At 73.9% G+C, this 11,181-nt stretch carries 12 protein-coding genes; 6 read left to right on the top strand and 6 right to left on the bottom strand.

Annotated features, from left to right (window positions below):
• On the top strand, nucleotides 1-512 hold a 512-nt coding region (locus SZ60_RS11160; protein ID WP_082060074.1), incomplete at its 5' end, for a response regulator transcription factor.
• On the opposite strand, the gene SZ60_RS11155 is transcribed toward SZ60_RS11160, so the two are convergent.
• The gene (locus SZ60_RS11155) at nucleotides 488-1,798 is read right to left on the bottom strand and encodes an FAD-dependent monooxygenase (protein WP_043595976.1); all 1,311 of its coding nucleotides are present in this window, start codon (nucleotides 1,796-1,798) and stop codon (nucleotides 488-490) included. The two genes, SZ60_RS11160 and SZ60_RS11155, sit on opposite strands and share 25 nt — an antisense overlap.
• Before the next feature lie 101 nt (nucleotides 1,799-1,899).
• On the opposite strand from SZ60_RS11155, the gene SZ60_RS11150 reads away from it, so the two are divergent.
• Nucleotides 1,900-2,442, top strand: a complete 543-nt coding sequence (locus SZ60_RS11150; protein WP_052505342.1) for a MarR family winged helix-turn-helix transcriptional regulator — start codon at nucleotides 1,900-1,902, stop codon at nucleotides 2,440-2,442.
• Between the two features lie 51 nt (nucleotides 2,443-2,493).
• Nucleotides 2,494-3,192 carry a hypothetical protein gene (locus SZ60_RS11145; RefSeq protein WP_043595975.1) on the top strand — a complete coding sequence of 233 codons (699 nt, stop codon included), beginning with the start codon at nucleotides 2,494-2,496 and terminating at the stop codon, nucleotides 3,190-3,192.
• 126 nt (nucleotides 3,193-3,318) lie between these two features.
• Here the strand turns inward: SZ60_RS11145 and SZ60_RS11140 are convergent, their stop codons facing one another.
• Complete coding sequence (locus SZ60_RS11140; protein WP_043595973.1) at nucleotides 3,319-3,630, bottom strand: hypothetical protein; 312 nt, start codon at nucleotides 3,628-3,630, stop codon at nucleotides 3,319-3,321.
• Nucleotides 3,631-3,789: 159 nt separating this feature from the next.
• Between SZ60_RS11140 and SZ60_RS11135 the strand changes: the two genes are divergently transcribed.
• Entirely contained in the window at nucleotides 3,790-4,515 is a 726-nt protein-coding gene (locus SZ60_RS11135) for a sulfite exporter TauE/SafE family protein (RefSeq protein WP_052505341.1), read from the top strand.
• A 77-nt stretch (nucleotides 4,516-4,592) separates the two neighbouring features.
• Nucleotides 4,593-5,789, top strand: a complete 1,197-nt coding sequence (rlmC, locus tag SZ60_RS11130) for a 23S rRNA (uracil(747)-C(5))-methyltransferase RlmC (RefSeq protein ID WP_043595972.1) — start codon at nucleotides 4,593-4,595, stop codon at nucleotides 5,787-5,789.
• Between the two features lie 237 nt (nucleotides 5,790-6,026).
• On the opposite strand, the gene SZ60_RS11125 is transcribed toward rlmC, so the two are convergent.
• From SZ60_RS11125 to SZ60_RS11110, 4 genes are all read right to left on the bottom strand, one after another.
• The gene (locus SZ60_RS11125) at nucleotides 6,027-6,848 is read right to left on the bottom strand and encodes a hypothetical protein (RefSeq protein WP_156155589.1); all 822 of its coding nucleotides are present in this window, start codon (nucleotides 6,846-6,848) and stop codon (nucleotides 6,027-6,029) included.
• Nucleotides 6,849-6,953: 105 nt separating this feature from the next.
• Nucleotides 6,954-8,306: an alpha-amylase family glycosyl hydrolase gene (locus SZ60_RS11120; protein WP_043595970.1), complete on the bottom strand. Its 1,353-nt coding sequence runs from the start codon at nucleotides 8,304-8,306 to the stop codon at nucleotides 6,954-6,956.
• 96 nt (nucleotides 8,307-8,402) lie between these two features.
• Nucleotides 8,403-8,762 (bottom strand): hypothetical protein, encoded by a 360-nt coding sequence (locus tag SZ60_RS11115; protein ID WP_043595969.1) that lies wholly within the window; start codon nucleotides 8,760-8,762, stop codon nucleotides 8,403-8,405.
• 156 nt (nucleotides 8,763-8,918) lie between these two features.
• Entirely contained in the window at nucleotides 8,919-9,914 is a 996-nt protein-coding gene (locus SZ60_RS11110; protein ID WP_043595967.1) for an iron-siderophore ABC transporter substrate-binding protein, read from the bottom strand.
• A 132-nt stretch (nucleotides 9,915-10,046) separates the two neighbouring features.
• Between SZ60_RS11110 and SZ60_RS11105 the strand changes: the two genes are divergently transcribed.
• Nucleotides 10,047-11,108 carry an iron ABC transporter permease gene (locus tag SZ60_RS11105; protein WP_043595966.1) on the top strand — a complete coding sequence of 354 codons (1,062 nt, stop codon included), beginning with the start codon at nucleotides 10,047-10,049 and terminating at the stop codon, nucleotides 11,106-11,108.
• The last annotated feature ends 73 nt before the right edge of the window (nucleotides 11,109-11,181 follow it).

Genomic DNA, 11,181 nt, shown 5'->3' with positions numbered 1-11,181 from the left:
GCCTCGGCTCGTCAGCGCCCCTCGGCGGCGGCCCGGCCCTCGGCGGCGGTGCCGTCGACGGGCAGGAGGCGCGGGTCGGGTCGGCGAGCACCCCCGCGGTCCTCGTCGCCACGACCTTCGACCTCGACGAGTACGTGTTCGGTGCCCTCGAGGCGGGCGCGAGCGGGTTCGTGCTCAAGGACGTCGAGCCCGACGAGTTCGTCGGTGCCGTCCGCGCCCTGGCCTCGGGCCGCGCGGCGATCGACGGCGCCACCACGAGGCGGGTGATCGCCGAGTTCACGCGGCGCCGGCGGACGTCGGCGGTCGAACCGTCGCCCGACGTCCTGACGGAGCGCGAGCGCGAGCTCGTCCGCCTGCTCGGCGAAGGGCTGTCGAACGACGAGATCGGCGAGCGCCTGGTGGTCGAGACGAGCACGGTCAAGTCACACCTCACCCGCATCACGACCAAGCTCGGCACCCGAGACCGCCTGCAGACCGTCGTCTGGGCCTACCGCTCGGGCCTGCTGCCCTGAGCCGGGCGGTCCGGGGCACCCCTCCCGTCGGCAGCCCGGGCCGACGACGCCGATGCGCCCGCAGCCAGCTCGGGTAGGGGACGGTCGCTGTCGGCGACGCGGGTGAGCCTCGCGGCGAGGGGCTTGGCGAGCGCCGAGGTGAGGACCTTGTCGGCGACGCCCCGGGCGGCCAGCCCGAGTCGGGTGCGTGGGTAGGCGAAGCGCACGATGCCTTTCGGGATGCCCTGGATCTTGTCGACCAGGGGCCGCATCCACTCGTCGAAGGCCCCGAGCGCCGCGTCGAGCCCGGCCCGGTCGATCGGCCCCGAGGCGGTGTCCACCCGTGACAGCGAGGCCGCGAGCACGTAACCGCTCGTGAGGGCCAACGACGCGCCTCCCCCGCCCATGGGAGTGACGCACCAGGCCGCGTCACCGACGACGCAGACGCGTCCCCGACGCCACTTCGGCATGCGGATCTGCGTCAACTCGTCCACGTAGACGTCGTCGGACGATGCGAATCCGTCGAGCACGCGCTGTGTCTGCCAGCCCGCGTCGGCATAGCGCTGCCGGAGCCGCGCCTGGGTCTCGTCCCGGTCCCGGCCCGCCAGGTCGTCGTCGCCCGCGTAGGCGAGGATCGCGCGGGTGGTTCCGTACGGATCGGGCCGCAGGTGCACCTGGCGGCCGCCCACGGCGTTGTACCAGCGCCACCGGTCGTCGTCCGACGGTGTGCGGGGGATCGTCCCGAACGCCATGGTCACGCCGAGGTCGCGCGTGTCGACGGCTCCGGCGCCCGCGAAGAGACGGTCGCGGGTCCGCGAGCGGACGCCCTCGGCCACGACGAGCAGGTCCGCGTGCAGCACGCGGCCGGTGCTCGTCCGGATGGTCACCCGCCCCGGGGCCAGACCGCCGTCCGTGTCGTCGACGTCCTCGACGGTCTCGCCGTAGACGAACTGCACCCCGTCCGGAAGTGCGTCGAGGATCGTCCGAGCGAGGTCGCCGCGCAGCACCTCGAGCTCGGCGGTGGCGCCGTCCGCACCGTCGGACGGCAGCTCTGCGGTGACCGCGCCGTCCCGGTCGACGAGCACGGCGCCCGTCTCGGTCGTGTTGACGCGCCGGACCGCCTCGACGAGTCCCATGCGGTCGAGGACCTCGCGCGCGACGCCACGGACGTCGACGTTCTGGCCGCCGTCGCGGAAGGCCGGCGCCCGTTCGACGACCGTCACGGCCCAACCGGTCCGGCGCAGCCACCAGGCGGCCGAGAGTCCTGCGATGCTGGCTCCGGAGATCACTGCGTGCGGTGCGGTCATGTCGTCCCTCGTCCGTCCTCGTCGGGGAGGTGACGTGCTCGCGATCGCTCGCCGCACCTCCGTGCTTTACAGTAAAGCTACTACACAGTAAAGGTTGAGGCATGGACGAGATCGACCCGTTGAGCGCGGAATGGTCCGATGGTGAGGTCGCCGTGATGCACGGCTTGCGGGACTGGGCCGTCACCTTCGACGAGCTCACCCGCCATCTGTCGTCCTGGATGCGCCTGCCCGGGTCGGACGCCAACGCCCTCGGCCAGATCGTCTGGGCCGAGCAGGCCGGCGAACCGCTCTCGCCTGCTCGGCTCTCGCGACGGATCGGCATGACCTCGGGCGCAACGACGGTGTTGATCGACCGGCTCGAGGCGGCAGGGCACGTCGGTCGGCACCGCGAGAGCAGCGACCGGCGACGGGTGACCCTCCGTCCCACCGACGGCGCCCGGGCCGAGAGCGGTCGGTTCCTGGCGTTCTCCGGCGCCGAGATCGCCGGCGCCCTCAAGGCCACCACGGCCGAGGAGGCGCGGGTCGTCCTGGACTTCCTCTCGCGGATGACCGCGGCCGCGACCGCCGCGAACGTCCGTCTCGAACAGCACGCGCGCGCCGACCCCGGAGCCCGGGACGAGCCTCACGACGCCACGACCCGCTGATAGCCTCGGGGCGTCGCGGGGCCACGGGGGTGCCCGGACGGAGGGGACGACATGTCGATCAGGACCACGCTGCCCGTCGGGGCCGCCGCTCTCGTGTTGCTGCTGACCGGGTGCTCAGGGGGTGCCGGCGACGAGCCGACCACGACGCCGAGCGCCACCACCGCGGCGAGCCCGTCGGCCACGGCGACCGCCGACGCCTCCTCGGCCGCCCTCTCGGACGCCGAACTGGCGTCCGTCTTCACGGGCATCCAGTTCGTGCCCGACGAGTTCGACACGACCGACCAGCTGCTCGACTCGGTCTACCCGGGGTTGACCGCGAGCGACCCGAGCTGCCTCGCCCCGTTCGGCGTCGGCTGGGACGACGCCGTCCCCGACGGCGCGCTCGAGTTCGGCACGAGCAACGACCGCTCGATGACCACCGTCGTCGCGAGCACGGGTGACGACGACGCGGCTTCGGCCCTGGTCGCCGAGGCGTCCGACGCCCTGACCCGCTGCGCGGACGGCACCGCCCTCTTCACGATGCAGGGCCAGCCCGTGCAGACCACGGTCGAGACCACCGAGCCGACCCTCACGGGCACCGACGAGTCGCTCGGCTGGCGCGTCACGGGCACCGTCGGCGGCGGCAGCTTCACCCTGGTCGGCCTGACCGCCCGCGTCGGCGGCGACGCCGTCGCGGTCGTCGGCTGGGACCCGTCGTCGAACGCCACGAACGTGCCGCTCGCGACCCAGATGTTCGTCGACGCCCTCTAGTCGGGCCTGCCCGGAGCCGTCACCGCGCCGACGTCGGCCGTGCTGACGAGGCATCGCCGAGTGGACACGACACCGCGGCGTTCGGCGGTGTCCTGTCCACTCGGCGGTGTCGCAGGGGCGGGGCGGTCAGGCGACGGGCTCGACGAGCGTGACGTGCTGCGTCGCCACCCGCACGGGCTGGCCGGCGAACGCCGCGGCGCGCGCCTCGGACTGCAGGTAGGCGGCCTCGACCTCGGCGAACCGCGCGGCGTCCCCCGGGGCGCTGACGGCCCAGACGAACTGGTTCGCGTCACGGTCGGCGTAGGCGAACTCGATCTCGAAGCCCTCGGACAGCCGGGCGGGGATCAGCGTCGAGGTGAACCAGGCGACGAAGTCGTCGAGCACCCCCTCGACGAGCTCGTAGCGGCGCAACTGGACGGTCTTCGACGAGTCGGTCATGCCGCCACCCTACTGACGCCGCACAACACCACGAGATGGACACCGCGCCACGACTAGTCCTGGCGCCGTGCCCATCTCCTGGCGTAGTACCCGCCGGTTGCAAACAGCGGCGCTGCCCTGCCACGCCCGCCCCGCACCCACGCCCGGTAGCGTGACGGCGTGACCCCGCTGACGCTCGCCCTCGCCGCCGCGGCCATCGTGGTCGGCGCCCTGACGCAACGCATGGCGGGCATCGGCTTCGCGCTCACGGCCGCACCCCTGCTCGTCGTGGTCCTCGGCCCCGAGGCCGGCGTCTCGGTCGGCAACGCCCTCGCCGCCGTGCTCGCGCTGGTCGTGCTGGCGAGCACCTGGCGGACGGTGCGGTGGCGGACGGCGGCCCTCCTCGTCCTGCCCGCGCTCGTGACGATCCCGATCGGCGCGTGGGTCGTGCAGACCGCCCCGACCGGTCCGCTGACCATCGCGGTGGGCGCCCTGGCCCTGGTCGGAGTGCTGGTGATGGCGTTCTCGAGCCGCGCGCGCCTCCTGCCCGGCCGGGTCGGCGCCGTGGCCGCGGGCGCGCTCGGCGGCTTCATGAACGTGACCGCCGGCGTCGGCGGCCCGGCGCTGACGGTGCACGCGACGAGCGACCGGTGGCCCCGGGAGGTCTTCGTCGGCACCGGCCAGGTGTTCCTGCTGGCGGTCAACCTGACCTCGGTGCTGACGAAGGGCATCCCCACCGAGCCGGTCCCCGTGTGGGCGGGAGCGCTCGGCCTGCTGTTCGTCGGCGCGTTCGTCGGGCACCACCTCAGCAAGGTCGTGCCGGCCCGGGTCGGCCGCATCCTCGTCCTGACGCTCGCGGCCGTCGGCAGCGCCCTCGCCCTCGTGCGCGGCATCACCCAGCTCTGACCCGGCCGCCCCCGGCCGCACCCGGCCGAGGAGGCGCGGGTCGCCACCCCCCGCCCCTCGCCTAGACTCGGCCCGCCATGCAGTGCGACTACTTCGACGCGGGGCTGTGCCGTTCGTGCACGCTCCTCGACCGCCCCTACCCGGTGCAGGTCGCCGAGAAAGAGGTGCGCGTCCGCGACCTCCTCGGCGAGCGCCACGCCCCCGCGGCCTGGCTGCCGACGCTGACCGGCCCCGAGTCGGGGTTCCGCAACAAGGCGAAGATGGTCGTCGGCGGCACGATCGACGAACCGACGCTCGGCATCCTCGACGGCCGCGGGCAGGGTGTCGACCTGCGTGGCTGCGGGCTGCACACGACGGGCATCCAGGAGGCGCTGCCGACGCTGGCGGCGTTCGTGACCCGGGCGCGCCTCCTGCCGTACGACGTGCCGAAGCGCCGCGGCGAGGCGAAGTACGTGCACGTGACCGAGTCGCCCTCTGGCGAGTTGATGGTGCGCTTCGTGCTGCGCAGCGAGCAGGCCCTGCCGCGGCTGCGGGCCGAGCTGCCCTGGCTGCTCGAGGCCCTGCCCCGGGTCGCGGTCGTGTCGGTCAACCTGCTGCCCGAGCACAAGGCCGTGCTCGAGGGCACCGACGAGATCGTGCTGACCGACCGCGAGACGCTCACCATGCAGCTCGGCGAGGTCGACCTCGAGCTGCGCCCCCAGAGCTTCTTCCAGACGAACACCGCGATCGCGGCCGGGCTCTACGCGCAGGCCGCCGAGTGGGTCGACGCGATCGACCCGGCCACGGTGTGGGACCTCTACTGCGGCGTCGGAGGCTTCGCCCTGCACGTCGCGCGCCCGGGCGCCGGCCGCACGAGTCGGCACGCTCACCGCGAGGTCGTCGGCATCGAGACCAGCGAGGAGGCGGTGGCCAGCGCCCGGGGCAGCGCCCGTCGTGCAGGCCTCGAGCACGTACGCTTCGCGGCGTACGACGCGACCCGGTTCGCGACGACCGCGGCCGCATCCGCGTCGGCGGAGCCGGGGTCCGCAGGGGCCGGCACCGCGCCTCCCGAGCTGGTCATCGTCAACCCGCCGCGACGCGGCATCGGCGCCACGCTGGCCGGCTGGCTCGAGGGGTCGGACGTCGAGCACGTCGTCTACTCGAGCTGCAACCCCGTCACCCTGGCGAGCGACCTCGACGCGATGCCGTCGTTCGACGTGGTCGCCGCGCGCGTATTCGACATGTTCCCGCAGACGCCGCACCTCGAGGCGATGGCGCTGCTGCGCCGCCGCTGATCCGGGCACGGCCGCCCGCCGCGTGACTGCCCGCCGCGTGATCGTCCGTGGCCCGCGGCGGCGCGGCCGCCGCACGCCCGTGCACCCGGTTTCGAACGATGAACCCACGAGCTTCCGGGTTCATCGTTCGAAACCGGGTTCATGGGGCGACGAGGACGACGTGCGGCCAGTCGTCACGAGCCCTGAGGCACGAGCCCCGAGGCACCAGCCTCGAGCCCCTGGCCCCGACCTCGGACCTCAGAGCACGACGGTGCTGCTGCGCCAGCCGAGCGAGTCGGCACCCGTCTGCCACACGACGGTGAGGCCGCGGCCGGCCCCGCCGGACTCGCCGATCTCGGTCGTGAAGCGCTTGCCCGAGCCGGCCGACACGGCCTGGATCGACGGCAGCTGCTTCCCGTCGAGGAAGACCCACAGCGTGTCGGGGTAGCCGACGACGCTCGGCTCGGTCTGGTCCTGGCTCAGCGGGCTGGCGAACGAGATCGACGCGGGGGCCGTGGTGTCGTACACCGCGCCTCCTGCGGTCTGGTCCTCGGCGCCGGCGGCCGGGTTGTCCCATTCGTAGAGCGAGTCGCCGGTCGGCGGCACGCCGGCGTCGTCGACGCGCAGGCCGTCGGCCGTCTCGCGCACGATCCAGGCGTCGGCGAGGTCGTCGGTCGTGGCGCTCACCAGCGTGAAGGCGCCCTCGGGCCCCTCGGCCACGGTCAGGTCGGCGTCGACCAGGGCCGACGCCTCGTCGGGCGTCACCGTGCCGTCCACCGGCGAGTACTCGGCGAAGGTCCGCTCGGCGCCGTAGAACTGCTGCGCCTCGGGGGTCAGCAGGGCCCAGGCCGCCGCCGTGTCTCCGCCCGAGATCGCCTCGAGGTAGCGCACGACGATCGCCTGCTCGGCCGAGTCCTGTTCGGAACCGGCCGGGGTCGCGGTCGTCGCCGGGGCGCTCGGAGCGCCGGTGGCCGCGGCGGTCGGAGCCGTCACGGCGGGGTCGGACGTGCATCCGGTGGCGGCGACCAGCGCACCGACGGCGAGGGTCGAGGTCATGAGTAGCTCTCGTGTCTTAGCCATGCGTGGCACGGTAGCGACGGCCCGGCCGGGTTCGTCGCGACTCCCAGGGGATGCCCACGAGCGTCGGACGACCTCGACCGGCGACCCCGGGAGGCGCGCGCCGGGTCAGGCGCGGGCGACGACCGCCCAGCCGTGCGGCCCCACCGACAGCACGTCGCCGTCGAGGCCCGCGTCCCGACCGGCCAACCACCCACCCGGCGCGGGGTCGGCCACGCGCAGCTCGTCGTCGCCGAGGTTCAGCGCGACGACGAGCGCCTCGCCCGCCCCGACGCCCGTGACCTCGAGCACGAGCGACTCGTTCGCGACCGACACGGTGCGGCTGCGGGCGGTGTGCAGCCACGGGTGCCGACGTCGCACGCCGATCAGTTCCTGGTGCAGGGCGAGGACCTCGGGGAGGGCGTCCGGGACGCCGGCACCCGGAGCCTCGGCAGGCGTCGAGGGGAACGCGGGACGCACCGCGTCGTCGCCGCCGACCCGCGCCTCCTTGACGGCCCGCAGGCCGAACTCGTCCCCGTAGTAGACCGAGGGCGTGCCGCCGAGGGTGAAGAGCAGGACGATCGCGTGGTCGTGGTGGCGCTCGTCGTCGATCTGGCTGGCGATGCGCGTGACGTCGTGGTTGCCGACGAAGGTCAGCGGCACGAAGTCGTCGAGGAACCCGTCGTGACGCTGCAGCGCCCACTCGAGCTCGAACAGGTTGACCTCGGCGAGGGCGTGCCAGACGCCCTGCCACAGCTCGTACTGGGTGACCGAGTCGAGGCCTCCGTCACGGACGGCCGCCGCGTAGTCCCCGTGCAGCACCTCGCCCACGACGTATACGTCGGGGTGCCGTTCACGCAGCGGCGGCAGCACGGTCGCCCAGAACTGCGAGGGCACCGAGTAGGCGGCGTCGAGGCGCCAGGCGTCGGCGCCGCGGTCGGCCCAGTGGATCAGGACGTCGGTCACCGTGCGGGCCACCTCGGGTGACGAGTGGTCGAGGGCGATCAGCCCGCCGTGCCCCTCGAAGGTGCCCAGGCTGCCGTCGGCCTCGCGCCGGAACAGGGAGGCCGCGCTCGAGTCGGGGTCGCGACGGGCCTCGACCAGCGCGGGGAACTCGGGGCCGACGTGGTTGAAGACGCCGTCCAGCATGACCTTGACGCCCTTCGCGTGGGCGGCCTCGATCAGGGTGACGAGGTCGTCCTCGGTGCCGAGGCGCGGGTCGATCGTGAACCAGTCGACGGTGTCGTAGCCGTGGGTCGACGACGCGAAGACCGGCCCGAGGGCGAGCCCGTTGGCGCCGAGCGCCAGCAGGTGGTCGAGCCACGGCACGAGATCGAGGAGGCGCGGTGCCGGCGAGCGGTCCGCTCCCGTCGTGTCCGCCCCGACGAATCCCAGGGGGTACACGTGCCACCACACGACGTGCTCGGTCCAGTCGGGGCCCGGCAGGGCGGTGGCCGTCGTCGAGGGTTCGTGTTCGCTCATTCGCGCCACCCTAGTGACGGGCGGTCGTGAGGTGTCCCCCGGAGGCCGAGGGCGTCGGCCCGCAGGGCGTCGGCGTCGGCCCGCCGGGCTCCGGCGTCAGCTCGCGGGGCCGAGCAGGACGGCGAGTAGTGCGGCGGCACCGCCGACGATGAAGAGCATCGTGCCGGCCTGCATGGTGCGGGTCTTGTTGCGGTCGGCCGTGGGGACGTCGACCTCGAGGATCGGGCAGCCGGACCAACCGATGAGCCCGACGCTCAGGGCGACGAGCGCGGCACCGACCCAGAACAGCGTCGCCAGCCCGGCCGAGAGGAGGGCGGGACGCCAGCCGGTCGCGAGCAGCAGCCCCAGGGCCACCGCCACGCTGCCGACCGCGGCGACGAACCAGATCGTGCCGGTCCACATGATGCGTTGGACGTTCTTCTCGGGGGTCATCAGGTCGTGCAGCTCGTGGGTCACCAGAACATCTTTCACCCTCTGCAGCGATCCGGCACACCCGGGCACCGCGGAACACGCAGGAACGGGCGGGTCCGTACGATGCGGGCGTCCGACGACGCCCGCATCGGACGAACCCGCCCGTCCTGCTCGCCGCGATGCCGACCGCGGGCGCGGCGACTACTTCGTGGCGCCCTCGAGCAGCGGCACCAGCTGGTCGAGCGCGTACTGGCGCGAGAGCGCCGAGCCGAGCGAGTACGCGGCGGCGACGTCACCGTCGATGACGACGGCGTGGCCGTCCTGCACGGCCGACAGGGCCTTCCACTGCGGGTCGTCGGTGATCTCGGTCGTGTCGATGTAGATCGGGAACGCCACGATGACGTCGGCGTCGATCTGGTCGAGCTGCTCGCTCGAGATCGACACCGAGAAGCCGCCGGCGTTCGGCTTCAGCGCCGAGATCGCGGGGTTCTGCTCGAAGCCGAGCGCTTCGAGCTGCTCGACCCGCTCGCTGTCCTCGACGTAGGCGCCCCAGCCCTCGCTGGTCTTCGTGGCGGCGGTGATCGTCTTGCCCTTCCACTCGGGGTGGGCGTCGGCGACGGCCTCGACGGCCTTCTCGTTCTCGTCGACGAGTCGTTCGCCCTCGGCCTCTTCACCGAGTGCCTTCGAGACGAGCTCCATCTGGTCCTCGAAGTCGGTCAGGTAGCTGTCGCCTCCCTCGGGCACGCCCACGGTCGGGGCGATGCTCGACAGACGGTCGTAGCGCTCCTGGTCGCCCGAGCTCTTCGTGTCGAGGATGACGTCGGGCTCGAGGGCCGCGATGGCCTCGTAGGAGGGCTCGAGGGTGCCGATGATCTCGGGGGCCTGGTCGTACAGACCCTGCGCCCACGGGCCGACGCCGTCGGCGTCGTCACCGAAGGCCAGCCAGTCCGACGCCCCGACGGGCTGCACGCCCAGCGCGAGCGCCGCCTCGGCGTCGCCCCAGCCGAGCGCGACGACGCGCGTCGGCTTCTTCTCGACGGTGACCTCGCCGAACTTCGTGTCGATCGAGACGGGGAACGCGCCCGACCCGCCCGAGGCACCGCCGGCGGCGTCGTCGGAGTCGGTGTCGGCCGAGCAGCCGGCCAGGGCGAGGGTGGCGACCGCGACGGCGGCGGCGATCGAGAGTTTCTTGCGCATGTGTTCCTCAGGGCTGTGACGTCGGTGCTGTGACGTGGTGTCGGGCGGAAGGTGGGGTGCGGGGGTCGGGTCCGGGCGGCGACGTGCGCCGCCCGGCCGGACTCCAAGTGAGGGTAGCCTAAGCTAATCATCATGGCGATGCCCCGAGCGCTCACGGTCGGCCGTGCCCCGCGACCGACGCGAGGCTCCCGGCGAACCCGCACGCGCCTCCTCGCCCTCGTGGCCGCCCTGGCCCTGTTGGCCCTCGCCGTCGTGCTGGGACTCGCCGTCGGCGCGCGGCCGGTCGCCTTCGACGACGTGCTGCGCATCCTCACCGGGGCCGCGAGCCGCGACACCGCCGACGCCACCGCCGTGCTCGACCTCCGCCTGCCGCGCACGGTCGCCGCGATCGTGGCCGGCGCCGGGCTCGGGGTCGCCGGGGCCGTCGTGCAGGCCGTGACGCGCAACCCGCTGGCCGACCCGGGCATCCTCGGCGTCACCTCGGGCAGCGCCTTCGCCGTCGCCCTCGCGGTGGGCTTCGCCGGGGTGACCTCGGCGAGCGGCTGGGTCTGGTTCTCGTTCGTCGGCGCCGGCGTCGCGACGGTCGCCGTCGCCCTGATCGGCGGCGCCGGACGCGGAGGCGGTGGTCCCGGCCGCCTGACCCTCGCCGGCCTCGCGCTCGGGTCGGTGCTCGCGGGCATCACCTCGTCGATCGTGCTGGCCGACCCCCGTCGCTTCGACGCCGTCCGCGCGTGGGAGGTCGGCTCGCTCGCCGACCGCGGCTGGGAACCCGTGCTCACCGTGCTGCCCTTCGTCGCGGCCGGGGTCGTCGTCGCCCTGATCGCCTCGCGCCCGCTCGACGCCGTCGCGCTCGGCGACGAGCACGCCGCCTCGGTCGGCGTCTCGGTGCCGGCCGTGCGCGTCGTCTCGTTGGTCGTCGTCACCCTGCTGGCCGGAGGCGCGACCGCGGTGGTCGGGCCCATCGCGTTCGTGGGGCTCATGGTCGCGCACGCCGCCCGCGGCGTCGTCGGGCCCAGCCAGCCGTGGACCACCGCCCTCTCGGCCGTGCTCGGGCCGGTGCTGCTGCTGCTCGCGGACGTCCTCGGCCGCGTGGTCGCTCCCCCGGGCGAGCTGGCCGCGGGGCTCGTCACTGCGGCCGTCGGCGCCCCCGTGCTCATCGCGATCGCCCGACGCCGACGGGTGGGCGGCGCATGAGGCGGGCGGACGGGCCGGGCACGCGCCCGACCCGGGGCCCGGGCACGCCGTCGGGTCCGCGGCCGACGCCGGC

Source organism: Frigoribacterium sp. MEB024 (assembly GCF_000878135.1).
In the GTDB taxonomy this organism is placed as follows: Bacteria; Actinomycetota; Actinomycetes; order Actinomycetales; family Microbacteriaceae; genus Frigoribacterium.
This window is presented reverse-complemented; position numbering and strand designations above follow the sequence as displayed.